The following is a 26412-nucleotide window of genomic DNA, read 5'->3' on the forward strand; positions in this document are numbered from 1 at the left end:
ATCTCTATCTTAGCTTTGTGTATTATTATTAGATCCAACTACGATTGTAACGTGGTTAGAACGCTTTCTAATTCTGTGTGCTCTTCCTTGTGGTGCTGGACGCAATCTTTTCAACATTGCTCCACCATCAACACGGATTTCAGAAACGATAAGATCAGCATCTTCAATGCTAGCATCTTCGTTTTTAGCTTGCCAGTTTGCCAATGCAGACAACAACAATTTCTCTAAACGACGTGACGCCTCTTTTGGGCTAAATCTAAGTATCTGCAGTGCATTTTCCACTTTTTTACCACGTACTAAATCCGCTACTAAGCGCATTTTTCTTGGCGAAGTAGGACAGTTATTAAGCTTTGCAAAAGCAATTTGCTTTTTCTCTTCCTTAATTCTGTCAGCCATTTGTTTTTTACGAACTCCCATAGCTTACTTATCTTTTACCTTTATTTTTCTTATCCGTACCATGTCCTCTATAAGAACGTGTTGGCGAAAACTCTCCTAATTTGTGACCTACCATGTTCTCAGTTACATAAACAGGAACAAACTGACGACCATTGTGAACAGCTATTGTTTGACCAACAAAATCAGGACTAATCATTGATGCTCTTGACCAAGTTTTAATCACTGTCTTTTTACCAGCTTCTACATTTGCTGCGACCTTTTTCTCTAACTTATAGTGAATATAAGGTCCTTTTTTTAATGAACGAGCCATATCTTATTTCTTTCTACGTTCTACAATATACTTATTACTCGCCTTAGTTTTAGAACGCGTTCTAAATCCTTTAGCCGGTAAACCTTTTCTTGAACGAGGGTGTCCTCCAGACGAACGTCCTTCACCACCACCCATTGGATGATCAACCGGGTTCATTGCTACTGGTCTTGTTCTTGGTCTACGACCTAACCAACGCGTTCTACCCGCTTTACCTCCAACTAACAATTGATGATCACTGTTTGAAACAGCACCAATTGTAGCCATACAAGTAACTAGAATTAATCTAACTTCACCAGAAGGCAATTTAACTGTAGCAAACTTACCATCTCTCGCCATTAACTGAGCAAAAGAACCAGCACTACGAGCCATAACAGCTCCTTGACCTGGGTGTAATTCAATACATGAAATAATTGTACCTAATGGAATAGCACTTAAAGGCATTGCATTTCCAATTTCCGGAGCTACATCAGCACCCGAAACAATGTTTTGCCCCACTTCTAAACCATTCTGAGCGATCACGTAACGTTTCTCACCATCTTGATAATTTAAAAGCGCAATAAATGCTGTTCTGTTCGGATCATATTGAATAGATGCAACCGTAGCAGGCACTCCTTGCTTGTCACGTTTGAAATCTATAATACGATAACGTCTTTTATGACCACCACCTTTGTAGCGCATAGTCATTTTTCCTTGACTGTTTCGACCTCCAGTACGTTTTTTCGGAGCTAATAAACTCTTCTCCGGCTTATCAGTAGTTATGGCGTCAAACCCATTTACTACTCTAAATCGCTGTCCTGGGGTGATTGGTTTTAATTTTCTTACTGACATTTTTTAGTCTTAAAGATTACTGTATAAATCAATTGTATCACCTTCCGCCACCTGTACAATAGCTTTTTTATAAGCGCTTGTTTTACCAGTTACAATACCCGTTTTTGTATAACGTGTATTACGATCTGGGCGGACGTTTATTGTTCGAACTTTATCCACAGAAACACCATAAGCAGCTTCAACTGCTTTTTTGATTTCTACCTTGTTCGCCTTCTTATTTACTACAAAACTGAAGCAATTTCTTAATTCACTTGCAGCAGTAGCTTTTTCCGTAATGATAGGTTTAATTAAGATACTCATGGCGTGTTCTATTTACTTAAATTCGTTTCAATTCCTTCTAAAGAACCCTCTAACAACACTACATTATTTGCATGTAATATTCTATAAGTACTCAATTCTGAAGCTAAAATTACTTCAGTATTTTTAAGATTTCTTGAAGACAAATAAACATTCTCATTTGCTTCTCCTAAAACAAATAAAGACTTCTTAGCATCTAAGCCTAATGTTTTTAAAACATTTACAAAGTTTTTAGTCTTTATTTCTTCAAAATTAAAATCTTCAAGCACTGTTAAAGAACTCTCTTTTACTTTTAAACTTAATGCAGATTTACGCGCTAAACGCTTCACACCTTTATTTAATTTAAAAGAATAATTTCTTGGTCTAGGTCCAAAAATACGACCTCCACCTTTAAAAACACCAGACTTGATACTACCCGCACGAGCTGTACCTGTTCCCTTTTGTTTTTTAATTTTTCTTGTACTACCAGTAATCTCAGCTCTCTCTTTAGCCTTATGCGTTCCTTGACGTTGATTTGCCAAGTATTGCTTTACATCTAAGTAAACAGCATGATCGTTTGGCTCAATAGCAAAAACAGCATCAGAAAGGTTTGCCTCTCTACCTGTTTCTTTTCCGTTGATATCTAAAACTGCTACTTTCATTATTTCTGAATAGTTACATATGCGTTTTTATGACCAGGAACACATCCTTTAATCACAAGTAAATTCTTATCAGAAACTACTTTTAAAACACGTAAGTTTTGAACTTTTACTTTATCGCCACCCATTTGACCTGCCATACGCATTCCTTTGAATACACGTGCAGGATATGAAGCAGCACCAATAGAACCTGGAGCTCTTAATCGGTTATGTTGACCGTGAGTTGCTTGACCAACACCACCAAAACCGTGACGTTTTACAACTCCCTGAAAACCTTTACCCTTTGAAGTTGCAGACACATCCACAAATTCACCTTCAACAAAATGCTCTACAGTGATTACATCACCTAACTTGTACTCCTCTTCAAAACCTTTGAATTCGACAACTTGACGCTTGACAGCAGTACCAGCTTTTTTAAAGTGACCTTGAGCCGCTTTACTAGCATTTTTATCAGCCTTGTCATCGAAACCTAATTGAACAGCATTATAACCATCAACCTCTTCAGTTCTGACTTGGGTAACAACACATGGCCCAACCTCTAAAACTGTACAAGGAATATTCTTCCCATTCTCGTCAAAGATGCTAGTCATGCCAATTTTCTTACCAATTAACCCAGACATTCTTAATTATTTAATTATTACTATTTATTTAAAAAAACTCAAGGTCGAAAATACCTCCGACCTTGAATGTATTTTTTACCGTTTTTCCCTCGCCCGAAGCTTAGGACATGTAAAATCTTAGACCCACTAAGATTTTTAGCGATTGCAAAAGTATGAAATATAATTGAAACTCCCAAATTTCAAAAAATCAGGAGCTTCAATTCGTTTTTATACTTTTAAAGATATTGAATCAAAAAGTGTAATTACACTTTAATCTCCACTTCAACACCACTTGGCAACTCTAACTTCATTAACGCATCAATCGTTTTTGATGAAGAGCTATAAATATCAAGCAATCTCTTATATGAACTTAACTGAAATTGCTCACGCGACTTTTTATTAACGTGCGGTGAACGTAATACAGTAAATATTTTTTTGTGCGTTGGCAATGGAATAGGTCCCGTTACTACTGCACCTGTACTTTTTACAGTTTTTACAATCTTCTCAGCAGATTTATCTACTAAATTGTGATCGTAAGATTTTAATTTAATTCTAATTTTTTGACTCATTTTAGTAGGTTTTAAGCTTGTTCTCCTTTAGCTGCCTTAATCACTTCTTCCGAAATGTTCGACGGAGTTTCTGCATAATGTGAAAATTCCATTGTAGATGTTGCTCTACCTGAAGATAATGTTCTTAATGTAGTTACATAACCAAACATTTCAGAAAGTGGCACAGTTGCCTTTACAGTTTTTGCACCTGCTCTATCCCCCATATCACTAACCTGACCTCTACGACGGTTCAAGTCACCTACAATATCACCCATATTTTCCTCTGGAGTAATTACCTCCAACTTCATAATAGGCTCCATAATAACCGCTTTTGCAGCTTTTGCAGCATTTTTGAATCCTAACTTAGCCGCCAATTCGAATGATAATTGATCCGAATCCACATCATGATAAGACCCATCGGTTAATGTTACTTTCATAGCATCAACTTCATATCCTGCCAAAGGACCTGCAACCATTGCCATTTTGAAACCTTTCTCTACAGAAGGAACAAATTCTTTAGGTACATTACCTCCTTTAATGTTAGAAATAAATTCTAAACCTACTTTTCCTTCTTCAGCTGGCTCTAATGTAAATACAATATCCGCAAATTTTCCACGTCCACCTGATTGCTTTTTGTACACCTCTCTATGCTCAGCAAGCTGAGTAATAGCTTCCTTGTACTCAACCTGAGGCTGACCTTGATTTACTTCTACTTTAAATTCACGCTTTAAACGATCTACAATAATATCCAAGTGAAGCTCACCCATACCAGATATAATTGTTTGACCAGAAGCCTCATCTGTTCTTGCTGTAAATGTTGGATCTTCTTCAGACAATTTAGCCAAAGCCATACCCATTTTATCAACATCTGCCTTAGTCTTAGGCTCCACCGCAATACCAATTACTGGATCTGGGAAGTCCATAGATTCTAAAACAATAGGATTTTTTTCATCAGACATAGTATCACCAGTCTTGATATCCTTAAAACCAACTGCCGCTCCAATATCTCCTGCTTCGATAAAATCGATAGCATTCTGCTTATTTGAGTGCATTTGGTATATACGAGAAATACGCTCTTTTTTACCTGAACGGTTGTTCAAAATATAAGAACCCGCGTCTAATCGACCAGAATATGCACGGAAAAACGCTAAACGACCTACAAAAGGATCAGTCGCAATTTTAAATGCCAAAGCCGCAAATGGCTCCTTAACATCTGGCTTACGCAATACCTCTTCATCAGTTCTTGGATCAACTCCTCTAATACCTTCTTTATCAGTAGGAGAAGGCAAATAACGACATACAGCATCTAATAAAAACTGCACCCCTTTATTTTTAAAGGCTGAACCACATATCATAGGAATAATAGCCATATCCATTACAGCAGCTCTAAGTGCAGCATGCACTTCTTCTTCTGTAATAGAATCCTCATCTTCCATAAATTTCTCCAAAAGATTCTCATCATAACTTGCCACCTCTTCAATAAGCAGTGCACGATATTTACGAGCCTCTTCCTTCATATCCTCAGGAATATCAACAATATCAAAAGTCGCCCCCTGTGTTTCATCATGCCATATAATAGCACGGTTTTTTACCAAATCAACCACTCCTTTAAAGTCAGCCTCATCACCAATATTCAATACAATTGGCACTGCATTTGACTTCAACATATCCTTAACCTGTTGACATACAGCCAAAAAGTTAGATCCCTGACGGTCCATTTTGTTTACAAAACCGATACGTGGCACTTTGTAGTTATCTGCTAATCTCCAGTTAGTTTCAGATTGTGGCTCTACACCATCAACTGCACTAAATAAAAATACCAAACCATCCAATACACGTAACGATCTATTTACCTCAACAGTAAAATCAACGTGACCTGGAGTATCAATAATATTAAAGTGATATCCTTTTGTTTCTGGAAGTACTTTTCCGTTATCTAAAGGGAATTTCCACTCACAAGTAGTCGCTGCAGAAGTAATTGTAATACCTCTTTCCTGCTCCTGCTCCATCCAATCCATTGTAGCAGCACCATCATGTACTTCTCCAATTTTATGACTTACACCCGTATAATAAAGTATACGTTCAGTCGTAGTGGTTTTTCCAGCATCAATATGCGCTGCAATACCAATATTTCTAGTAAATTTTAAATCTCTTGCCATTTTATATACGATTAGAATCTAAAGTGTGAGAATGCCTTATTTGCCTCGGCCATTTTGTGCGTATCCACTCTTTTCTTAACAGCCGCTCCTTCTTCTTTAGCTGCAGCTAAAATCTCAGAAGCTAATTTTAATGCCATAGATTTTTCATTACGCTTACGAGCAAATAAAATTAACCACTTCATAGCAGTTGAAATTTTACGATCTGGGCGTATTGGGTTTGGAATTTGAAATGTTGCCCCACCTACACGACGGCTACGAACCTCTACGTGTGGCATTACATTAGACAATGCTTCTTTCCAAAGCTCCAAAGCTGATTTTTCATCATCAGTTTTCTTTTCTTCTACGATATCAATTGCATCATAAAAGATTTTAAAAGCTACCGATTTCTTTCCGTCCCACATCATCATGTTCACGAAACGAGTTACTAACTGATCGTTAAAACGAGGATCTGGAAGTATCGGTCTTTTTTTTGCCTTTCTTTTTCTCATGTCTTGTTTTTAAGTTTTTTAGTTTTTCGTCCGAAGCTGCAAATCACACATGCTTCAATCTTCTAACTTTTTAATTACTTTTTAGGGCGTTTTGCTCCATACTTAGATCTACGTTGTGTTCTACCTGCTACCCCTGCGGTATCAAGTGCTCCACGAACGATGTGATATCTAACTCCTGGCAAATCTTTTACCCTTCCACCTCTAACCAATACTATCGAGTGCTCCTGAAGATTGTGTCCTTCACCACCTATGTATGCATTCACTTCCTTACCATTTGTCAACCTAACACGAGCTACTTTACGCATAGCTGAGTTTGGTTTTTTTGGTGTAGTTGTGTAAACACGTGTACATACGCCGCGTCTTTGTGGACATGAATCTAAGGCAGCCGATTTACTCTTCTTGGTTATTTTGGCTCTACCTTTTCGTACTAATTGTGAAATTGTTGGCATAATTGCTTAACACTAATTATTAAATTTGTTTTAATCCCCATTCTAAGGGCTTGCAAAAGTATGAATAATTATCAGTAATTCAAACAATAACGTATTAATTTTAAAAAGCAAGTTTTTTTTACTTTAAATTTTCAAAAAAAATATTGTAAATACTTATTCATTCACTTTAATGCTTCTCTTATAAAACCTGCCTTTCGATCCATTACTAATAATGTAACATAAGGTTTCCCTTCGTTACACAAAAACAAGTCTTTATACGCATTCACAAAATCAGTAAATATTTTTCCCGATACATGTGATTTAAATGCTGCTTCATCTTTATATACTTCATAAAAAATAACTTGATTTACAGGAGGTGTTGGTAAATTTTTTTGCTCTAAATCCGGCACATGAACCGTATACATCCATGTGTTTTCTTCTTCTTTTTCTACTTTTAATGCTAATTTTTTTAAAACCGATATGGCTTCATCTTTTTTACCAGACACTATAGTCCATGTTGAAATTAAAGGATACATATTATTTTTTTTTGTTAAATTATTGATTTGAAGTATTTTAAAATTATAATTCAGTATTTTTATTTGGTTATTAGCCTACTATTAATGAAAAGCAAAATCATCAACCGACTAGCCAAAATATTTAAAAGCTATGCTTTTACTCTAATAATCGGTATTCTATTAATAATTACAGGCGTATCCGAACTGCTAGAAACTATTATACCTGATTTTGAAGCCTATCTGAAAACACACCACGGCTTGATTATACTTGGAATAGTACATATTGGTAAATCTTTAGTTTATATTTTAGAAGGTGCCGAAGCTATTTTAATCAACGAAACTGCAGAGGAAATAAAGGAAATCGACAAAGACCTACAGCACCTAAAACAAAACTAAGCTTTATTAATATCCCGTAGCTTTTTTCAAATATTCTCTAGCCATTTTTGCATACACCAAAGGCGTCGCATTAGCCGGGTTTTGCTCTGCTTCAACAATTAACCAGCCTTCAAAATTAGCACTAGCTAATGTTTGCAAAATAGCATCAAAGTCAATAAAACCTGCCGAATCCCCTGGTACAGTAAAAATACCTGCCTCAATGGATTCTTTAAATGATAATTGATTGGCATCTGACAGTTCCATAATTGGTTTTCGGATATTTTTTAAATGCACGTGCTTAATACGCGATGCATAATCCTTAGCCAATTGTAACGGATCATCACCTGCAAAAGCCAAATGCCCTGTATCAAAAAGTAAATGCACCAATTCAGGATCTGTTGCCTCCATTAATCGATCTACATCAGCCCTGGTCTCAATACCTGTTCCCATATGATGGTGATAACATAAGCGCATACCCTCGCTATTTGCGATTTTACCTAATTCGGTTAATCCATTAACTACTTTATCCCAAGTTGCATCCGAAAAAATGGGACGATTGGCTTTTAATGCAATGGGCTGTTGATGCGAAGAACCTCCTAATTCTGCCACCACAATATCTGTGCCTCCCATTTCTTTGATAAACGCTAAGGATTTCTTAAAATCAGCTAGCGTTTTATCATACATGTTATTTATAGAAAAATACGTACTCGTCCAAGGTTCAGAAACACGCAGACCTCTTATATCCAATGCTTTTTTTAATGTATTAATATCTGTTGGGTATTTGTGTCCGACACTACAGCCTTCAAAACCCGCCAATGCCATTTCGCTTACACATTGCTCAAAGGGAATACCTATATCTATATCCAAAAAATCATCATTCCACCATGATGTTGGCGTTATTCCAAAAAACACTTTATCCTTATTGAATTTTTTATTGCTCATGTGATCGATTTTTATGATTGAATATTGTATATAAAATTCTTACCTGTAAATCGTTTTATTTATTTTGGGCGTGCCCTTACAGGTCAGGCTTTCCGCTATATCTTTTTATTTTACTCCACTTCGTTACTCCAAATAAAAAGGATGCCGCTTCAATCCTTCACGCAAAACACTTCTTACTATTTTTATCTATTCATCCTTATACCTAAACAATAACTCGGCTACTAGACCCGTCCAACCTGTTTGATGTGATGCGCCTAAACCTGCACCATTATCTCCATGAAAATATTCAAAAAACAAAATCAGATCCTTCCAGGCTGCATCATTTTGCATAGTTTCATTTCCTCCATACACTGGCCGATTTCCATTAGCATCACGTTCAAAAATTTGAATCATTCGCTTTGACAAGTCATTAGCCACCTGTTTTAATGACTTTTTATTTCCAGAATGCGAAGGATATTCTACTGTAAAATATTTGTCCAAAAACTCACTGTAACTTTGAAGTGTATTAATCAACAAAAAATTTATGGGAAACCACACCGGTCCTCTCCAATTAGAATTTCCCCCAAAAGATCCATCGGCAGATTCCGCAGGTTCATAACGCTCAGTTAAGGTCACATTATCCACAGTCAAACGATATGGATCGTTCTGATAGGCTTTAGAAATTCCTCGAATACCGTGTGGACTTAAAAATTCATTCTCATCCAAAACTCGCTCCAAGATGGTAACCAAACGCTCAGGTTTCACAAAGGATAATAAAATTTCGTCATCCATCCCTTCCATAAATCTATTATTGCCCGACTTTAAAGTTTGCACTTGGCCTATAAGTTCTGGATGCCTATTAAAAAACCAATCTAAACGCTCCTTTAACTCCTTAGACACTTTAGGCTCCAATTCCGTTAAATTAATTTTAGCTACAGGAAATAATGGAATAATCCCCACTAAAGACCTCAACTTTACAGAAATATACTGCGTTGGATTGGCATAAATTTCCAAGAAATCATAATAAAACCCATCTTGATCATCCCATAGTTTAACTGCTCCATTCGAAGCCTGATCAACACTATTTAAAGCATCAGCTATAAACACAAAGTGCTGAAAAAATTTACTTACAAAATGCGAATAAATCTTGTGATCAAAAACAGTTAACTTTATTGCCAACTGCATCATGTTAATACAATACATGCCCATCCAACTTGTTCCATCGGATTGTTTCATGGTTACGCTATGACCAATTTGCTTTTCAAAATCCTCAAGATTACTGCGGTTAATAACCGATATGTTATCCAAACCAAGAAAACCACCTTCAAACAAATTTGTGTTATCCCCATCTTGTTGGTTTGTCCACCAAGTAAAATTTAATAAGCAATGCTGAAAAATATCAGCTAAAAACTTAAAATCACTCTCAAGCCCCATCTCCTTTTCAATCTCAAAAATTTGCAATGCCGCCCATGCATGCAGCGGTGGATTTACATCACTAAATGCCCACTCATAGGCAGGTATAGCTCCATTAGGCGCCATATACCATTCATGCGACAATGCTAATAACTGATTTTTAGCAAACTGTAAATCAAGTCTAGCAAACACTACCGTTTGAAAACACAGATCCCAGGCCGCAAACCATGGATATTCCCATGCATCGGGCATCGAAATAATGGTACTTGCATACATATGCCGCCATTCGTTATTACGACCACGACCCGATGGAGGTGGTGGCCCTACTGGATCTCCATCCAACCAATCGGCTACTACATAATTATAATATTGTTTCCCCCATAACATTCCTGCATAAGCTTGCCTTTGAATTGATTTTTGCTCTTCATTAAGTGTTGAAGGTGCTAATGACTCATAGAACTCATCTGCCTCTGCGATTCTTTTATCAAATACGGCATCAAAATCATCTGCAAAAGGCTCTAATATTGATGTATTAGAGGAGAATCTTAAGCGTATTTCTTTGGTTTCTTTGGAAGACAGACTCAGTTTATAAACAGCACTTGATTTTGTCCCTACCAACGTAGGGTTTATCGAATGTTTTCCTCCAATTATATAATCATTAATCCCGTCTTTTGGATATGGGGTATTATTTTCGTTCCCCCATAACTTTTCATTATTTGTTTCATTTTCCACAAAAACCAATTCCTCTGGGGATTCGCAATACAGCATCATTTCCTTAGCATTACTACTCGATGTAGGCGTTGCTCGTATACATGCAAAATTTTGCCCTCCTCTAGATTTTATTCCATTTAATTGAGGCTTTTCGGCATCAACAAACCAAGACCAGGTATTCCTAAACCACAAAGTTGGCAATACATGCAATGCTGCTGTATCTGCTCCGTGATTAATTACTTTTATTTTTATTAAAATCTCGTGTGTTGCCGATTTTGCATATTCCACCTGGACATCAAAATAGGTATCATCATTAAAAACACCAGTATCCATCAACTCATACTCAAATGAATGTGGATCCGACTTTCTGCGTGCATTTTCATTCACTAAATCTGCATATGGAAAAGCCCTTTGCGGATATTTATATAACCATTTCATATAACTATGCGTTGGCGTATTATCCACATAGTAATAGTATTCTTTTACATCCTCTCCATGATTTCCTTCACTATTTGTTAATCCAAATAAGCGTTCTTTAATAATGGCATCATTCCCATTCCAAAGTGCAATTGCAAAACATAGTTTTTGTTCAGGATCAGAAATCCCCCCTAAACCATCCTCTCCCCAACGATATGCTCTTGACCTAGCTTGGTCATGAGAAAAATAATCCCACGCATTTCCTCCCTGACTATAATCTTCTCGGACTGTTCCCCATTGCCTTTCCGAAAGGTAAGGTCCCCAATACAACCAATCTTCATAAGTATCTGAATCCTCTGAATATAATTTACCCATTCGGATAGTTTCTTTATTTTGACTCATTTTTTTTACATTTGAATATTATTCAGTCCATTTAACCCATTTTCTAGCTTTTCTCAATCTCACTATATACCTCTAAAATTTGCGCTACACTCCAAGCTTGCGCTATACAGCCTTTAGGAGTAAATGGCGCATCACCGTCAAAAATTTCACTCACTGTTCCTACGCCTACCCCACTTAAATGGTCAGCAAAAGGCGCTAAAAAGTGATTTACCTTATCTACATTCTTGTATACTTTTAAATGCGCACTTACAAAAGGTCCAATTAACCACCCCCAAACAGTCCCTTGATGATAGGCGCTATCCCTATGATATTGATCACCTGTATAAATACCAATATATTCTGATTCGAATTTTGCTAATGACCTTAGCCCATGTGAGGTTAATAAATTTTCGGCGCAGGCTTCTATAATTTGCTTTTGCTTACTTGTCTCAAAAGGACTTTCGGGAAGTGCTATAGCAAACAATTGATTGGGACGTAATAAAGTTTCATTTCCATGTGGTCCATCTAACACATCAAAACAATATCCTTTTTCATCATTCCAAAATTTTGCAAAACTCTGCTTTACAGTAGCTGCTCTAGTTTTATAATCGCTTGCATCTTTACCTAGCGCTTTTGCAAATACAAGCATTGCTTTTAAGGCATTATACCACAAGGCATTTACCTCAATAGGTTTACCAATACGAGGCGTAATTACCTTGTCTCCCACCTTTGCATCCATCCATGTTAACTGCACACCATCTTGTCCACCCCACAATAAACCATCGGATGGGTCAACGTGAATATTATACCGCGTTCCTTTTATATGCCATTCAATAATTTCCTGAAGTTTAGGAAATAATTTTGCCAGTAATTTTTTATCATTTGTTACTTTATAATAAGAAAGAATGGCTTGAAAAAACCACAGTGTAGCATCTATCGTATTATATTCTGGCTCCTCATTAGAGTTAGGGAACCTATTGGGCAGCATCCCCTCACTAATATATTCCGAAAATGTTTCTAAAATAGGCCCTGCCACTTCCGTTCTTCCAGTTGTAATGGTAAGCCCTGTAAGACTAATCATCGTATCACGTCCCCAATCGCCAAACCAATGATAACCTGCAATAACACTTTTACCTGACTCACCATTTACTGAATCTCGATTGACCACAAATTGATCCGCAGCTAATACCAACTGCTTAATCCAATTTGGATGATCACTTTCTTTTTTATTTTTCCGTTGCTTTAACCAAGTTTTAAGTAATTGTGCTTCTTGATCTTTCTTTTTTTGATAAGCCTTAGTCACAAAATTAGCTCCTTCAATACTGCTTGCTAAAAAAACAATGGTTTCACCAACAGCTAACGACACTTTAAAATCTGCTGCATGTACATGAGTATCATCGCTATTTAAACCTCGATCCGCTTCCGCTGGAAGGTAAAAATTAGTGTACAACTCATTTTTAATTGCTACATCTGCTTTCTGCATTTTTAAAACTAACGGCAGCATATTATCCCCATTAGCGGTAATTTTAATCCCATCTGAAATTGCTTTGATGTCCACTGGCCACGAAACCTGACCCGTGTTATGAAAAACACGATTATCCACTATAGCACTAGCTTTAATTTCAACAGTATCGGAAGCACTAACTAAAGTATAGGATATGTAAGTGGTATTTTCTCCTTGCTTCATCCAAATTCGTTTTTCTAAAATAGCATCAGCACAGGCATAGCGCCATACAGGGGTAGTGCCCTCCAGTGAAAAGCGCTCTATATTCACAAAGCCTTTAGGTGACACATCTCCTGAAACCCATCTATTCGTGGTAAGATCATACACATTACCTCTGTACACTAAGCTTTCATCCAACTTTACCAACATAATCTTACGATCAATTGGAGGGTGCAATGATGCCACCAATAAACCATGATAGCCCCTAGTTATTGAACCTGCTATTGTCCCCGAACCATAACCACCAATACCATTGGTTATGATCCATTCTTTTTTTTCTGCTATTTGTAGATTTCCTGTGGTTTCTCTTCCAAAATGTATATTTTCCATAGTTAAGAGATTTAAGCAAAGCTGTTATGATATACATTTACTTGAGAATTGTCACATAAATAATACCCCGGAGTATAATAGCCTGTTGTAGCAAAATCTAAACGCCCATCACCATTAAAATCACCAACAACTATACGTGCTGCGGAAGCTGTTGATACGCGCCATCTTTCAAACAAACCGGATTCTAAATCTATTGCTTTATAATAATACACTCCCTGATGTGGTAACGGTCCTTTGAGTGCCACCAAAAACTCATCATTCCCATCACCATCAAAATCACCAGTTATAATATGATGCCCTGGCCCATGGGTTTCCGAATCAAATTCACCAAATACATCTAAAACAGTACGTTTCCATGGATGATCTGTCAAGTTTGTTCCTGGTTTACGTGTATATACTGTTACTAAATTTCCATGAAAAGGATCAATTGTAGCTATGTAAGCGTATGGATCATCACCCACTCTCCCATATGCTACATTACCACTTCCTTTAAACTGTCCTGCTTGGCCTGTTTGGTCTCCTTCACCTATAGGTACAATTTTCCATTCGCCTGTTGCTGTATCAAAATAAAACCAATTGATACCCTCTTCACTTGCTAAAAGTACCGATTGTAATTCATCGCCAGAATAGCCTCCAAATTTATTTTTCACCACCCCGTGAATCACTCTAAAATCAGCATTATTTATAATTTCACCACTCCATTCTTTCAGTTCCGTGGCATTTTCTGGAAAATCAAAAAGTGTCATGGAAACAGGCTCATGAACTCCTTCCCCATAAGGCCTACACCCCACTACTGGTAATGCCATTAATTGTAACTTATCTGTTTTGGTAAAATGTCCCACTTGCAAGCGATGCGCAGCCATTAGATCTGTTATAAAGTGAGACTTCCAATGCTTATCATCCGCATAAGTTCCTGGGTTTTCTAACCATGAAATTTTCCCATCTTCGGGCCTACACCAAAACATACAATTCCCATAATTATGAGAAATTACCAAATCATTGGTTCCATTACCTGTAACATCACCTATTTCAATTGCCACCGGTAGTGGAAAGTGGGCTATCTCACGTTTTTTCCAATCTGGATTTTCATACCAAACTACTTTACCTACTGCTAAACCAGAGGTTACAATATCTAACTTCCCATTTCCATTTACGTCTACGGCTTCAATCCAATATCCATCATCCTGCTTATCTGCTAGTGTGACTTTTGTAAAAAAAGGGATTTTAATTTCGCCATCATTTAAATAGCTTAATACATCTTTTGGTTGATTATTCATGATTTCTATTTTTTACCCCATATTGTTGGAGCCTTATACCTTTATTAGGAATTTACAATTCTGTAATTTGTGGTTTATTAGTCCAGGTTCCATAACCTGGCGCTTTGGCACCAGGCGGATGAGAATCAATGCTTGGCCAAAGTAATCCTTCGATAAACGAATTGGCAGATACAACAAACGTGATATCTTTTTGAGATTCGCCATAATTTTCTCTCCACGCATTTGGTAATTGATACCAACTACCGATGAACCACATTTTAATAATGTTTCTGGTAATTGGCCCTAACTTGTCATTGCTTAATAATTGAAATCTTAATTGTTTATTCAATATTGCTTCATTATTGTTTGCTATCTTTTTAACTTCTGCAAAAGCATTTAAAAGCTCGTCCATTATTCCTTGACCAACAATTTCCACGACAGTATTAAAATAGGCTTCTAACTGACCTGTACCTTTTAACTCATATTCCGAAAATGCTGTTAACACTGTTGACATTTCTAAAAACACATTCAATTGTTCCTTATTCATATCCATAATCAATCTTCTTTTACATTTTTAAATTGAGTCTACTTGAAAAGTGGGTGCTCCATTCACATGCTCTTTATCCGGAATCGGGTTTCTCATTAATTTATAGGACATTTCCTTTATTTTAAACATCCCTCCCACTGCGGGTAGTAATACACTAGGTTGCCCATTAAATGCTGTTGTTAATTGCTTTAAAAAAGTTTTATAAAACTCATTAAATACTAAGGCTTCTTTGTATAATTCGGAATCTTTAGGATAATCTTCCAAACGCGGATTGCTTTGAATTGGATATACTGCGTTCCAATCAATGGATAAATCTTCTCCGGAAGGTTTACCCGGTGTATCATCCTTATGGTAATATTTACCTAATTTTATTTGTTGGAATCGGTAATAATGAGATAACTCTCCTTCATAATCATAAATTCCACCTTCATAACCTTCGCCTTGTTCAGATATTAATCGAATAGCTGCTAACGCCGACTCTAAATCATGAACTGGTATAATATCACCTCCTCCAGAATAATAATATTCGGGAGTAACTTGTTTGTTATAATCTCCACAAAAAACAGTTTTTTCACCTAGTTCTTTAGTTAGTTTTTCCAAACCTTTGGCTATAGCACTATAAAACTCTCCAATACTATGAAAATGAAGCTCCTCACCATCGCTAGTTTTAAAAGAAGGTAAAATAGATGTATTCTTTCTATTCACTTTTAATAAACCCGTTGCTCTTCCTTTACTGTTATCTATTTCTGCGGGTCTTTCAATATTTAAAAAAGTATCTATAGCCGCTATTGAAAACTTTTCAAGCCCAACTTTAAAATCAGTTTCTCCATCGGGCAAATACGTAGGATACAAAGGCACAAAACCCTCGCCTGTTAAATCTGGGGTACCTCCAACGGCATTCAGCATATTGGCCGCTAAAGTTAAATGCAACATCTCTTCTACTGCTACAACCCTAATTAAATTATAAGCATCCAAGTTTGTTCCTGGGTGAATAGAATATAATGCTGTCAAATAAGGAGGAATAGTAGCATGCTCTAATTGTATAGCTATGTATAAATAGTTATATAAATCTTTAACTGTTTCAATAGGGTGTAAATGCATCTTATTGTTTTGTTGTTGTTTTCATGAATTAAGCTTCTAAATCCTTGACCATCTCGTCCACACTCATAAAGCACAATGCTGCTAAAGTCAATGTAGTGTTAGATGTCCCAATAGTAGGCATACTACCTGCTCCTACTAAATACAAGTTTTTATGGTCCCATGATTTTTGATTCCGATCAACTACCGAGTTATCCGCATTGGTTCCCATTATGTGCGTCCCTGCGAGGTGATTTCCTCCTCGAATGGCATAGCCTTCTCCTTTATATTCTAGATATCCATAATCCATAGGATCATACTTAGAATGATCTTCGGCTCCTAACCTTTGAAAAATAGATTTTGACAGTTGACGTGCAAATGAAATTCCTTCCATGGTATATTCTGGAATTTCCATAGTTACTATAGGTCTTGGATTCCCTAAACGATCCACATATTTAGGATCTACGGTGATTCTGTTTTTTGGATCCGGCATCATTTCAACCATATTAGCTAGTAGTAATTGTTTTGATATTTGATGCACTAACTCGTTCCTCAAGTCCTTACCAAACTTATTTTGATTGTCTACAATATTTAACAGATTGGTTTCGGCTCCACCAGTTGCCCAACCCCAACCATCATTGTGGATATCAACAGCAAAGGCCGCTTGTTTACTTCTAAAATCACCATTCCGTAAATCGCTAATTCCCGATGTACATATAGTTCCTCTGGTGGTTCCTGCAATTTCAGGCAATAATGCCCAGGTCAATATATAGGGGTGATCCATTAAATTTCTTCCCATTTGGTCACTCGAACTATTTAAACCAGAGGCTAACATTAGCCTTGCATTTTCAACTGCATTTGCTGCTAAGACAAATAATTTAGCTTTTATAGTTCCAGTGGTATGTTCCTCGGAATCTAATTCCTGATATGATTTATAAATAATTTGATCAACTTTGCCGGTATTTGGATCTATTACCACTCTTGATGCCACTGTTTGAGGTAAAATATCAACATTTCCTGTTCCCAAGGCTTTAGCTAGAGTTTTCCGTCCATCATATTTGGCTTGTACCGGACAAATTGGAGTACAATTATTATTTCCTTGACAACGTTCACCTTCTTCTACTTGATGCTCACTTACCGCTCCAACTGGTGTAAACAATTCTCCATTGTTAAACTTTTTATAGTTTTTATTAGGGATTCCATTTCTCCCTTGAGGGAAGGTTCTTATTTTTAAAGCATAGGTCTCACCGGCTAATTTTACTTCTGCGCCATCAACATCTTTTGCTACACATTTATCTAAATATGAAGGAGGCATTTCTTGCATTGGAAACACATAATCATCAGCGTATGCTTTTTGTTTAGAAAAAGTTTGCGTAGACACATCTCCCGAAACCCCCATTTCAAACTCTGCTTTACGGTAATATGGCATCAAATCCTTATACTGTATAGGCCAATCCAGTCCATGGCCATAGGTACTTAATATATTAAAATCTTCTGGTAGCATTCGAGGTAACTTGGATTCAAAATGCATGGTTGTCCCCCCAACTACGCGTGAATACGTAAAATCACTTATAAAAGGTCCATTTTGCACTAAATAACTATCCGTATTGGGTTTTCCGGGTTCCTTTTTTTTAACATCAACACTACGCGGCATAGGCGCATTTGGATTACGTTTATAGGGTGCATTGTTATCTTTAGAAGTCGCTGTGTAAAAATGATTCAGATATTTTTCATAACCCGCTAATGTTAAATCCTTACCTGGACCTGCCTCGAGAATGAGAATTTTATAGCCCTTTTGACTTAACTCACTTGCTATAATTGAACCACTAATTCCTGAGCCCACCACCACAACATCATATTCTTTTTCCAATACTGTTTGATGAGTCACTACTCTTTTTAAATGACGCATAAATAACTATAGTTGGTTAATTTACCTTAAAGCTAAAGAGAACTTCACTTGCTCACAACATGAAAGCAAATATTTAACAAACAATTAATAATCAATTAGTTACATCAATAACAACACCTATTAATAGAATTAAATTGGTATATTAGACTTTCTAATTTTACGATCATTTTACCCCTATAAAAACAAAGTCAAACATTATAAAGCATAAATAGCCCTATGGACAATTCCAATTATTTTACACTAACTAGTGCAGACTTACCTGGACAGGTAACCAATAAACAATTAGGGAATGCTTTTGGATGTCATGGACAAAATATTTCACCCCAATTAAGTTGGAAAAATGCTCCAAAAAACACGAAGGCTTTTGCGGTTTCTATGTATGATTTAGGTGGTTTTGGCATTGGGTTGCTTACAACATCCCCGAAAATTGTACTCATTTAGATGCTGGGGCTGGTATAGCTACCGAAAAAAACTCCCACATGGTGCAATTAACGGATATAATGATGCTCGCATTGACGGTTATTTAGGTCCTTGCCCCCAACCTAATACGCAACATACTTATATGATAACCGTATATGCTTTAAAACAACCTATTGAAGTGGCCATTGATGCTAGTGCGGCATTAATTAATTTTGTACTTAATGGTAATTCACTAGCAAAAGCTTCATTAATTGCTTATGCTAACGCCTAATATCGATGATAAATCATAGTCTTTAAATAATATATGAAGTCTGCTTTAGTGAATATAAAAAATGATCTCTAAAACTCTAATTCTTGTCTTTTTGATTATCTAAGCTTAAAAATGCATAAAAAATAGTTACATTTCGTTTTACAAAATGCATGTTGTATTATACGATTTACTAACAAAAATTTCGCATATATGCTGTTACTTTTTCACTATTCTAGCGTTAAAAAAAGCAACCGTAGCTAAGGCTATGGCTGATTTTTTTGCCTTAGACTAGCAAAAAATAATTCAACATATTTATACGAAATCATTATCAGTAAATCGTATTAGATACTTTTTGTTAACGCTTTTTATGCTGTATGCTTCGTTTAAAATCATCTTTATTTTTATGTTTATTTATCTGTTTGGGATGCTATACTTCTGGCGTAAGCCAAACACCTGACAACAAACTACATTTACACATAAAGCAAGCTGATAGCATACAAAAGCAACTCTCCTTTGGTAATTACAACCAATTGCAAATACATATTGATAGTTTGGCTAACCAATTACATCAACAAGGTTATTTAACTGCTTTTTACCAAAAACCTGTTAAAAAAAACGACAGTACCTATGTAACTAAACTTTTCAAAAAAGAATTGATTCAACAGGTCGTTATTCAAAATTGGAAACAATTGCCTTTGATCATTAAAAAAAATGCAGGTCTAAAGAAAAGCAACGTGATACCTATTGTATCACTTCAAAAAAAAATAGCCCATTGGAACTTTTTACTCTCTAATGAAGGTAATCCGTTTAATAGCCTGCAATTAAAAAACATTTATAACCGCAACGATACGCTTTACGCTAATTTACATTTTGAAGGTATAGAAACGCGTAAACTAGATAGTATTATTGTAAAAGGCTATCCTAAATTCCCTCGTGGTTTTTTAACTCATTATATTGGTATAAAAAAAAGAAGTCTATACCAAAATAAGAAAATACAAGAAAAAACACAACAACTCAATAACCTTCCTTTTGTTAACACCATAAAACCTGCAGAGGTTCTTTTTAATCCTAAATCCACTCAGTTATATGTGTATTTAAAAAAGAAAAACGCTAATAATTTTGATGGCTTTTTAGGATTTTCGACCGACGAAGAAACTGGAGATTTAGTATTAGATGGCTATTTAAATTTAAGCTTACGAAACAATTTAAATTATGGTGAGGAATTGAACCTATCCTACAAAAGTGATTCCGAAGAACAACAACAGTTTAAGATACTTGCCAAATTACCTTATTTGTTCAAATTACCCTTGGGTCTTGAGGCTGGACTTTATAATTTTAGGCAAAAAGAAGTATTTTCGACCACAGAACAAAAAATAGGACTCAATTATGTGTTTACCCCAAAAATTGAAGCCCTACTTGGTTATAAAAAATATGAATCCGCTGATTTAAGTGATAGTGAATTTGTTGCAGGAGGTATTACTGAGGATTTTGATGCCCGTTTTTTACATATTGAAGCACGCTATATAAAAAAACAAAATCGACTCCTATTTCCTGTAAAAACTAGTGCTATTTTAAGTACCGAAATGGGTTCGCGTTCCCAAAAAGACAAGAATACTCAACAATTAAAATTAGGCCTGCAATTAAGTCATATTTTTCAATTGAATAAACGGAATAGTATTTACATAGCGAATAATGCTCAATTTTTTAATTCGGACACCTATCTTAATAATGAACTGTATCGCTTGGGCGGAATTTTATCCATCCGTGGTTTTGAAGAAAATAGTTTAAGAGCCTCTATTTTTAATGTCCTTAATACCGAATATCGCTTTCAACTTAATGAAACTATTTACGCACACAGCATCATTGACTTTGCTTTTATTGACAATCAATCGGCACAGTCAAGCGCTAACCCCGAACCGATAGGTCAAAATCAACTCACTAGTTTTGGAGTTGGACTTGGAATGCTCACTAAAGCAGGTTTATTTAAATTAAACTATGCCAATGGCACCAGTGATGATATTCCTTTTGAATTTGGAAACTCAAAAATACATCTCAGTTTAACTGCTTTTTTTTAAGGCTTTTTTGCTTCTACCTTTAACCAAGCCCTCAACTGACAATAGACAACTCTCAACTAAAAATAAAATTCCTAATTCACAATTAACACATTACCTTTGCGGCATGAGTAACGAATCACAACTTTTTGGTATCCATGCGGTCATGGAAGCGATTAAATCTGGAAAAACTATTGATAAAATCTTTTTACAGAAAGGACTACAGGGTAGTTTATCCAAGGAATTAATTCTGCTTTTACGTGAACACAAAATCACTCCAAATACAGTTCCCGTTGAAAAATTAAACAAGCTTACTCATAAAAATCATCAAGGTGTGGTTGCTTTTGTAGCTCCTGTAGATTTCCATGATTTGGAAGAAGTTATTATTAGCACACAAGAAGCTGGAGAAACCCCATTACTTATCCTATTGGATCAGCTTACCGATGCCAGAAATTTTGGTGCCATTATAAGAACCGCGGAATGTGTTGGAGCCCATGGAATTGTTATTGCCAAAACAGGAGCTGCTCCCGTTTCTGCCGATACGGTTAAAACCTCGGCAGGTGCTGTTTTTAATATGCCCATTTGTAAAGTGGATCATTTAAAAGACGCTCTTTTTCTACTTCAAGCAAGCGGAATTCAAACCGTAGCAGCAACCGAAAAAACCCAGGATAGTATTTATCAAGTTGATTTTAAAATTCCTACGGCTATTATTATGGGATCCGAAGGCAAAGGCGTATCCCCGGGAATTTTAAAATTAGTAGACCACAAGGCAAAATTACCTATGTTTGGCGAAATTAGCTCCTTAAATGTATCTGTTGCTGCCGGTGTATTTTTGTACGAAGCAGTGAGGCAGCGTTTATAAGAATATAGTTTCCATTAAGACTATTATTTCCTTAACTGAGAGTTTAACACAAAATAATCAACTCAACACTAGAAAAATTTAGGTAATAATCTATATTTGCTCCTTTCAATTATAGCACTTTACCAATGAATTTTAGTTGTCTTTTCAAAAAAGCCCTTTTACCATTTTTAATTTTAGTTTTGTTTACTCAGTGTACTGATGACGAATCTGAAACATCTTTAAAAGAAACAGGATCCATAGAATTTTATACTTTCTTCAAAAACATAGAAACAATAATCCCCATACCTGATCAATCGGTATTATTAACACCTACAGATCTAAAATTAAAAACAAACGAAGAGGGAATTGCTCTATTTGATAATATTCCAATAGGTAAATACACTTTAAATCTATTAGATTTAAATAATGAGATATTTAAAACCATAGAGGTTTTAGTAAAAAAAGACGAAAAAAGTAGTGTAACATATGACAGTGCGCCTAAAGAGAACCCTATTTCTCCAATAGCTAATACGCTTGAACGGTTAAAAAAAAATTACAAATTCGCTTACTCCACATTTGAAGAAATTTATAACACACATTACCTTCCTATATTAAACGATGTAGGCTCAGATATTATACACTATGGTTTTCTACAAAATAGCCAATCCGATATTGATAATTACAAAATGACTTCAAAAAATACCACTATTGAAGATATTTGGGATTTACATTATAAATCATTATGGACTACTCAACATTACATTGAATTAGCTAATAAAGTTGAAACTACTGAAACAGATGAAAAAAATAATATTCTTGGTGAATTACATGCTTTAAGGGCCATTGCTCATTTTAACTTGGTCAAGCTATATGGCAATCCAATACTTATAACTAATAATATTACAACAATAGATGAACTTGAGAAGCCTAAAACCAATAGCAGCACTAGTGACGTTTACGAATTAATTATTGAAGATTTAATATTTGCACAAAAAAACATAGCACCAAGTACTCGCAAGCCTAATCTAAGTATTGATGCCGCAACCGCTATACTGGGTAAAGTATATTTACAGAGTGCTGGATTCCCTTTAAACAAATCGGAAAACTATCAACTTGCGTTAAATGAATTAAACAAACTAAAAGGTAAATATAATTTAGAAAAAAATTATGCCGATGTATTTGCCCCTACCAATGAACAATCTAATACAGAAACTATTTTTTCTATAAGTTATGATAAATCAACCGGTACTACGGAAAGCTTTTTTGGCAATAAATTCATAGGACCGAAAGGCTTAGTTGATATAAATATTACTTTTACTGAACCTTCATTTATTAGTTCATTTTTAAACATAGAAGTCTCAATAGATTCCGAAATTACTACTCCAATAACAATAAAGGATTCCCGTTTTGCACAAAATATTGCTACGTATACCTACTCAAATGGTATAAAAGAATCCAGTTTTATTAGAGATTGGAGACCTAATAAATATTTACCTCAAACTTTAGCAGAAAACGGTAATTTAGCCAAAGGGGTTGATTTTCCTTACTTAAGGTATGCCGATGTTCTATTAATGATTGCCGAAGCTGAAAATGCAATTAATGGTCCTACTCAAATTGCAAAAGATGCAATTAATGAAGTTCGAACCCGAGCTTATGGAGATTCAAGTAATAATATTAGTAATACTATAACTAAAGATGAATTTCTTTTAGAAGTTATTGAAGAGCGTAGAAAAGAATTATGCTATGAAGGTCATCGAAGAGACGACCTTATTAGGACTAATCTTTTAGCTTCTGTTATTGAAAAAGTAAACCTACAAAAAACAGAAAAAAGAGACTTTGATACTCATGAATCAATATGGCCAATACCCGAAAAAGAAATTTTATTGAATCCAACTCTTATACAAAATCCAAATTATTAATTGATTCGTTAATTATATAATAATCAACATACCTTTTAAGATACATTCCTTAAAAGGTATGTTGATTAAATAGCCATGTGGTATCCCAACCTTAGCACTTCCATTTCTTAATACACAAAACAAGAAACTAACTTATTCACTACTAACAAACTTAACATTTAGATAACACTAAAATCCTTAATTTACAAGCAACTAAAATCTAAATAATTATGAAAAAACCTATTTTAATTACTTGCCTGAGTCTTTTTGCACTTTTGGCTAGTTGCTCAAAAAACGATGATGGAAATACTCCAAATGCTGTTAACAATAATTCACAGGAGGAAAACAGTATTAGTCTTCAGAATTTAGACGAAGGCATTTCTATTTCAAGAGCAAAAAAAATCACAGAAAGTTTACCTACTCCTACAGGAAATATTAATTTTAATGTTGAAAACACCCAATCTGCTACTTTAAATAATGGATTTTCTTTTGAAATAAATGTCCCTGATAATTATGCCGGAGCTTACATTCAATTCCAAACCGCAGATGGAAATGAGAAATCTTCAAGCTACTTTGATATTCCTAAAGAATCTTTTGGGTCTGGCTTTAAACAATTAAATAATTCTAATAAGGGATTAAAAATAGTTACTCAAAAATCTACGAACAACAACAGCACCGAAGAAATTGATGTTGTTTTTAACGAAACCATACCTCCTGGTAAATTTTGTTACACCATTTGCATTTATGACGCCGATAATAATATTAGCCAACTTCAAGAAGTCTGTGTTGAAGTTGAAGCTTGGGGAGGCAGTAATGAACTAGTTGGAAAGTGGAATTTAGAAAAAATAGTTTATGAAAATGAAACTGGAGAAACTAAAAAAACAGTCTTACTAGGAGAAGAGGATTGTGATATAAATTCTAGCAACTCTAACATTACTTGTGACAATGGTGAAACTATTACTATTAACAACCAATATTGTGATATAACAAGTAAATTAGAATTTACTATTAACAGTGATGGAACTGCATCTTTCCTAAATGATGGAATTGAAAAAAGCCTAGATTACAAATCATCTAAAGAGCAATGTAACGAAGTTTTTAAAACTGACAATTTCACTTATAAAGGCAAAGGAAACTGGGCTTATGATGAAGAAGAAAAGAATTTTATATTAGTAACCTTTGAAGACGAAAATTTCATAAATGGTGAGTTAGAAGAACAAACAAATGATGATGATGAAGGTCCTGAAACTGATGAATTAAACGTAGTAAGTGTCTCTGGAAATGAATTGATCTTTGTTCTTGAAGAAACCACTAGTAATTCTACTATCACAATTGATGAAAATGGGAATCAACAAGAAGTTTCAAATGAAAATACAACTGAGATCATCAAATATCATTTTAAAAAGTAAAAATTAGTTTAATTTTTATCTCAGTACAGTAACAATCAAAACACCTTTAACGACTGAAAAGCATTAAAGGTGTTTTTTGTTTAGCTAGTGTAAAAGCTTATATGGATAATAATGTACTTTTTGACCAACAACCTCCTTGTCGCACTCTTAACGAAATACTCCCTGAAGCTCGCTGTGGTCGACTTGGCGTGTTTCCAAAATCTGGAACTACTAAAATAGAATTCTCTTTTGATCGAACTACTTTTCTCTGATCAAGTCCTTGTCCATTTGGACCTGCGGTAAAAGTACCTATATTACCACTTCCCGAAAAAGTCCATTCGTACTCATCAGCCACTGCAGTAGTTTGCACACTTACAAAAACCATAAATCCACCATTTCTATCTTCTTTAGTTAACTTAGGTGTGGCTATGGATCCAGAACATCCATTACCAATAACCGTAAACGAGCATTTAGAGGTGTTTCCTGCTGCATCTTTTGCTGTAATTGTTATTACTTGATTCCCACTTCTAACACTACTTCTTGCGGCAGGTGATTGACTTAATGTTAGCCTTTCTGTACAGTTATCTGTAGCACTAAAAGAGCTTCTGTAGTCTGGCAATGCTGATCCCGACGATAACACACGAGCACCGCTGATACCGCATTTGATTTCTGGTGCTACCGTATCACTACTACATGGGTCATTTGTTGTTCCATTGTTATACCTCAAAGGTTTCCATGGAACTAGTTCTCCTTTAATGGCATCAAATCTTTTTGCAAAAGACACTTTGCCTGGAGTTTTTATAGGTAATGCAATAATTTGACCTGCACACCCATTAGTTGTAGCTGGATTAAGATACGCATAATCTGTATCTACAAAAATCACATCGTAAACACACAAGGTTCGCCCGCTTGCATTTTTATTAGCCACGCTACTTGTCCCATCATCAAGATACAAATACTCCACCGAGTTGTTTAAAACTGACAACCATTCCCCGCCAGTAAAAGCAGCCACTCTAGCCGAACTTTTTGATGTTTTTCCTATAAAATTAAAGAACACCTCTTGCTGACTTTCAACTTTAGGAACCTCTATATCTTCATCTTCTTTGGTACAGGCTACAACTAGTGTAAGCCCCATCACTAAAAGAAAAGATTTTAAAAAGCCCCTTTTTAAAAACATAAATTTTGTGTGTGTTTTCATAATAAATAATCTTAATTAAAATGTTAAAAATTAATAATCAGCAATTTAGCAACACATCTCTTTTTTAAAACCCCCATTTTCCGTGAAATAAATTTCTAAA

Annotated in this window: 26 protein-coding genes; 7 read left to right on the top strand and 19 right to left on the bottom strand. The window is 35.4% G+C overall.

All coding sequences use genetic code 11. From position 1 onward, the window contains the following. Positions 1-9 precede the first annotated feature (9 nt). The 11 genes from rplV to KQA_RS0213460 form a co-directional block, all read right to left on the bottom strand. Positions 10-417: a 50S ribosomal protein L22 gene (gene rplV / locus KQA_RS0213405; protein ID WP_010181925.1), complete on the bottom strand. Its 408-nt coding sequence runs from the start codon at positions 415-417 to the stop codon at positions 10-12. Between the two features lie 7 nt (positions 418-424). Beyond that, entirely contained in the window at positions 425-706 is a 282-nt protein-coding gene (rpsS, locus tag KQA_RS0213410; RefSeq protein WP_010181926.1) for a 30S ribosomal protein S19, read from the bottom strand. Positions 707-709: 3 nt separating this feature from the next. Then, positions 710-1534, bottom strand: coding sequence for a 50S ribosomal protein L2 (gene rplB / locus KQA_RS0213415; protein ID WP_010181927.1), 825 nt, complete (start codon positions 1532-1534; stop codon positions 710-712). Positions 1535-1543: 9 nt separating this feature from the next. Further along, on the bottom strand, positions 1544-1834 hold the full coding sequence (gene rplW / locus KQA_RS0213420; RefSeq protein ID WP_010181928.1) for a 50S ribosomal protein L23: 291 nt from the start codon (positions 1832-1834) through the stop codon (positions 1544-1546). A gap of 8 nt (positions 1835-1842) precedes the next feature. Then, positions 1843-2472 carry a 50S ribosomal protein L4 gene (gene rplD / locus KQA_RS0213425; RefSeq protein WP_010181929.1) on the bottom strand — a complete coding sequence of 210 codons (630 nt, stop codon included), beginning with the start codon at positions 2470-2472 and terminating at the stop codon, positions 1843-1845. Then, the gene (rplC, locus tag KQA_RS0213430; RefSeq protein ID WP_010181930.1) at positions 2472-3089 is read right to left on the bottom strand and encodes a 50S ribosomal protein L3; all 618 of its coding nucleotides are present in this window, start codon (positions 3087-3089) and stop codon (positions 2472-2474) included. The genes rplD and rplC overlap by 1 nt, the downstream gene beginning before the upstream one ends. A 242-nt stretch (positions 3090-3331) precedes the next feature. Further along, a complete protein-coding gene (gene rpsJ / locus KQA_RS0213440) occupies positions 3332-3637 on the bottom strand; it encodes a 30S ribosomal protein S10 (RefSeq protein ID WP_010181931.1) in 306 nt (101 codons plus the stop codon). 11 nt (positions 3638-3648) lie between these two features. Then, the gene (gene fusA / locus KQA_RS0213445) at positions 3649-5775 is read right to left on the bottom strand and encodes an elongation factor G (RefSeq protein ID WP_010181932.1); all 2127 of its coding nucleotides are present in this window, start codon (positions 5773-5775) and stop codon (positions 3649-3651) included. An 11-nt stretch (positions 5776-5786) separates the two neighbouring features. Continuing rightward, complete coding sequence (gene rpsG / locus KQA_RS0213450; protein ID WP_010181933.1) at positions 5787-6263, bottom strand: 30S ribosomal protein S7; 477 nt, start codon at positions 6261-6263, stop codon at positions 5787-5789. Positions 6264-6337: 74 nt separating this feature from the next. Continuing rightward, complete coding sequence (rpsL, locus tag KQA_RS0213455) at positions 6338-6712, bottom strand: 30S ribosomal protein S12 (RefSeq protein WP_010181934.1); 375 nt, start codon at positions 6710-6712, stop codon at positions 6338-6340. A gap of 161 nt (positions 6713-6873) precedes the next feature. Next, entirely contained in the window at positions 6874-7227 is a 354-nt protein-coding gene (locus KQA_RS0213460) for a putative quinol monooxygenase (protein WP_010181935.1), read from the bottom strand. An 84-nt stretch (positions 7228-7311) separates the two neighbouring features. Here KQA_RS0213460 and KQA_RS0213465 point away from each other — a divergent pair, with 84 nt between their 5' ends. After that, a complete protein-coding gene (locus KQA_RS0213465; RefSeq protein WP_010181936.1) occupies positions 7312-7602 on the top strand; it encodes a hypothetical protein in 291 nt (96 codons plus the stop codon). A 6-nt stretch (positions 7603-7608) separates the two neighbouring features. On the opposite strand, the gene iolE is transcribed toward KQA_RS0213465, so the two are convergent. From iolE to KQA_RS0213500, 7 genes are all read right to left on the bottom strand, one after another. Beyond that, the gene (gene iolE, locus KQA_RS0213470) at positions 7609-8523 is read right to left on the bottom strand and encodes a myo-inosose-2 dehydratase (RefSeq protein WP_010181937.1); all 915 of its coding nucleotides are present in this window, start codon (positions 8521-8523) and stop codon (positions 7609-7611) included. Between the two features lie 186 nt (positions 8524-8709). Then, positions 8710-11445 (bottom strand): MGH1-like glycoside hydrolase domain-containing protein, encoded by a 2736-nt coding sequence (locus tag KQA_RS0213475; protein WP_010181938.1) that lies wholly within the window; start codon positions 11443-11445, stop codon positions 8710-8712. A 43-nt stretch (positions 11446-11488) separates the two neighbouring features. Next, the gene (locus KQA_RS0213480; RefSeq protein ID WP_010181939.1) at positions 11489-13477 is read right to left on the bottom strand and encodes an amylo-alpha-1,6-glucosidase; all 1989 of its coding nucleotides are present in this window, start codon (positions 13475-13477) and stop codon (positions 11489-11491) included. An 11-nt stretch (positions 13478-13488) separates the two neighbouring features. Next, complete coding sequence (locus tag KQA_RS0213485; protein WP_010181940.1) at positions 13489-14754, bottom strand: FG-GAP repeat domain-containing protein; 1266 nt, start codon at positions 14752-14754, stop codon at positions 13489-13491. Between the two features lie 52 nt (positions 14755-14806). Continuing rightward, positions 14807-15286: a hypothetical protein gene (locus KQA_RS0213490; RefSeq protein WP_010181941.1), complete on the bottom strand. Its 480-nt coding sequence runs from the start codon at positions 15284-15286 to the stop codon at positions 14807-14809. A gap of 21 nt (positions 15287-15307) precedes the next feature. Then, a complete protein-coding gene (locus KQA_RS0213495) occupies positions 15308-16381 on the bottom strand; it encodes a ferritin-like domain-containing protein (protein ID WP_010181942.1) in 1074 nt (357 codons plus the stop codon). A gap of 28 nt (positions 16382-16409) precedes the next feature. After that, positions 16410-18266: a GMC family oxidoreductase gene (locus tag KQA_RS0213500; protein ID WP_010181943.1), complete on the bottom strand. Its 1857-nt coding sequence runs from the start codon at positions 18264-18266 to the stop codon at positions 16410-16412. Between the two features lie 216 nt (positions 18267-18482). Between KQA_RS0213500 and KQA_RS20895 the strand changes: the two genes are divergently transcribed. The 6 genes from KQA_RS20895 to KQA_RS0213525 all read left to right on the top strand — a co-directional run bounded on the left by KQA_RS20895 (position 18483) and on the right by KQA_RS0213525 (position 25135). Continuing rightward, a complete protein-coding gene (locus KQA_RS20895) occupies positions 18483-18707 on the top strand; it encodes a hypothetical protein (protein WP_010181944.1) in 225 nt (74 codons plus the stop codon). After that, complete coding sequence (locus KQA_RS20900; RefSeq protein WP_010181945.1) at positions 18694-18957, top strand: Raf kinase inhibitor-like protein, YbhB/YbcL family; 264 nt, start codon at positions 18694-18696, stop codon at positions 18955-18957. Before KQA_RS20895 ends, KQA_RS20900 begins: the two co-directional genes overlap by 14 nt. A 353-nt stretch (positions 18958-19310) precedes the next feature. Continuing rightward, positions 19311-21011: a BamA/TamA family outer membrane protein gene (locus KQA_RS0213510; protein ID WP_010181946.1), complete on the top strand. Its 1701-nt coding sequence runs from the start codon at positions 19311-19313 to the stop codon at positions 21009-21011. A 103-nt stretch (positions 21012-21114) separates the two neighbouring features. After that, positions 21115-21849, top strand: a complete 735-nt coding sequence (gene rlmB / locus KQA_RS0213515; protein WP_010181947.1) for a 23S rRNA (guanosine(2251)-2'-O)-methyltransferase RlmB — start codon at positions 21115-21117, stop codon at positions 21847-21849. Between the two features lie 125 nt (positions 21850-21974). Further along, the gene (locus KQA_RS0213520; protein WP_010181948.1) at positions 21975-23747 is read left to right on the top strand and encodes a RagB/SusD family nutrient uptake outer membrane protein; all 1773 of its coding nucleotides are present in this window, start codon (positions 21975-21977) and stop codon (positions 23745-23747) included. Positions 23748-23956: 209 nt separating this feature from the next. After that, complete coding sequence (locus tag KQA_RS0213525; protein ID WP_010181949.1) at positions 23957-25135, top strand: hypothetical protein; 1179 nt, start codon at positions 23957-23959, stop codon at positions 25133-25135. Between the two features lie 97 nt (positions 25136-25232). On the opposite strand, the gene KQA_RS0213530 is transcribed toward KQA_RS0213525, so the two are convergent. Next, positions 25233-26312: an HYR domain-containing protein gene (locus KQA_RS0213530; protein ID WP_029209598.1), complete on the bottom strand. Its 1080-nt coding sequence runs from the start codon at positions 26310-26312 to the stop codon at positions 25233-25235. Positions 26313-26412: the final 100 nt, after the last annotated feature.

Source organism: Aquimarina agarilytica ZC1 (assembly GCF_000255455.1).
Taxonomy (GTDB): domain Bacteria; phylum Bacteroidota; class Bacteroidia; order Flavobacteriales; family Flavobacteriaceae; genus Aquimarina; species Aquimarina agarilytica.

What these genes read in the sequence shown, in the direction of transcription:
- rplV (WP_010181925.1), bottom strand. Translation starts at nt 417, where the DNA reads ATGGGAGTTCGTAAAAAACAAATGGCTGACAGAATTAAGGAAGAGAAA.
- rpsS (WP_010181926.1), bottom strand. Translation starts at nt 706, where the DNA reads ATGGCTCGTTCATTAAAAAAAGGACCTTATATTCACTATAAGTTAGAG.
- rplB (WP_010181927.1), bottom strand. Translation starts at nt 1,534, where the DNA reads ATGTCAGTAAGAAAATTAAAACCAATCACCCCAGGACAGCGATTTAGA.
- rplW (WP_010181928.1), bottom strand. Translation starts at nt 1,834, where the DNA reads ATGAGTATCTTAATTAAACCTATCATTACGGAAAAAGCTACTGCTGCA.
- rplD (WP_010181929.1), bottom strand. Translation starts at nt 2,472, where the DNA reads ATGAAAGTAGCAGTTTTAGATATCAACGGAAAAGAAACAGGTAGAGAG.
- rplC (WP_010181930.1), bottom strand. Translation starts at nt 3,089, where the DNA reads ATGTCTGGGTTAATTGGTAAGAAAATTGGCATGACTAGCATCTTTGAC.
- rpsJ (WP_010181931.1), bottom strand. Translation starts at nt 3,637, where the DNA reads ATGAGTCAAAAAATTAGAATTAAATTAAAATCTTACGATCACAATTTA.
- fusA (WP_010181932.1), bottom strand. Translation starts at nt 5,775, where the DNA reads ATGGCAAGAGATTTAAAATTTACTAGAAATATTGGTATTGCAGCGCAT.
- rpsG (WP_010181933.1), bottom strand. Translation starts at nt 6,263, where the DNA reads ATGAGAAAAAGAAAGGCAAAAAAAAGACCGATACTTCCAGATCCTCGT.
- rpsL (WP_010181934.1), bottom strand. Translation starts at nt 6,712, where the DNA reads ATGCCAACAATTTCACAATTAGTACGAAAAGGTAGAGCCAAAATAACC.
- KQA_RS0213460 (WP_010181935.1), bottom strand. Translation starts at nt 7,227, where the DNA reads ATGTATCCTTTAATTTCAACATGGACTATAGTGTCTGGTAAAAAAGAT.
- KQA_RS0213465 (WP_010181936.1), top strand. Translation starts at nt 7,312, where the DNA reads ATGAAAAGCAAAATCATCAACCGACTAGCCAAAATATTTAAAAGCTAT.
- iolE (WP_010181937.1), bottom strand. Translation starts at nt 8,523, where the DNA reads ATGAGCAATAAAAAATTCAATAAGGATAAAGTGTTTTTTGGAATAACG.
- KQA_RS0213475 (WP_010181938.1), bottom strand. Translation starts at nt 11,445, where the DNA reads ATGAGTCAAAATAAAGAAACTATCCGAATGGGTAAATTATATTCAGAG.
- KQA_RS0213480 (WP_010181939.1), bottom strand. Translation starts at nt 13,477, where the DNA reads ATGGAAAATATACATTTTGGAAGAGAAACCACAGGAAATCTACAAATA.
- KQA_RS0213485 (WP_010181940.1), bottom strand. Translation starts at nt 14,754, where the DNA reads ATGAATAATCAACCAAAAGATGTATTAAGCTATTTAAATGATGGCGAA.
- KQA_RS0213490 (WP_010181941.1), bottom strand. Translation starts at nt 15,286, where the DNA reads ATGGATATGAATAAGGAACAATTGAATGTGTTTTTAGAAATGTCAACA.
- KQA_RS0213495 (WP_010181942.1), bottom strand. Translation starts at nt 16,381, where the DNA reads ATGCATTTACACCCTATTGAAACAGTTAAAGATTTATATAACTATTTA.
- KQA_RS0213500 (WP_010181943.1), bottom strand. Translation starts at nt 18,266, where the DNA reads ATGCGTCATTTAAAAAGAGTAGTGACTCATCAAACAGTATTGGAAAAA.
- KQA_RS20895 (WP_010181944.1), top strand. Translation starts at nt 18,483, where the DNA reads ATGGACAATTCCAATTATTTTACACTAACTAGTGCAGACTTACCTGGA.
- KQA_RS0213510 (WP_010181946.1), top strand. Translation starts at nt 19,311, where the DNA reads ATGCTTCGTTTAAAATCATCTTTATTTTTATGTTTATTTATCTGTTTG.
- rlmB (WP_010181947.1), top strand. Translation starts at nt 21,115, where the DNA reads ATGAGTAACGAATCACAACTTTTTGGTATCCATGCGGTCATGGAAGCG.
- KQA_RS0213520 (WP_010181948.1), top strand. Translation starts at nt 21,975, where the DNA reads ATGAATTTTAGTTGTCTTTTCAAAAAAGCCCTTTTACCATTTTTAATT.
- KQA_RS0213525 (WP_010181949.1), top strand. Translation starts at nt 23,957, where the DNA reads ATGAAAAAACCTATTTTAATTACTTGCCTGAGTCTTTTTGCACTTTTG.
- KQA_RS0213530 (WP_029209598.1), bottom strand. Translation starts at nt 26,312, where the DNA reads ATGAAAACACACACAAAATTTATGTTTTTAAAAAGGGGCTTTTTAAAA.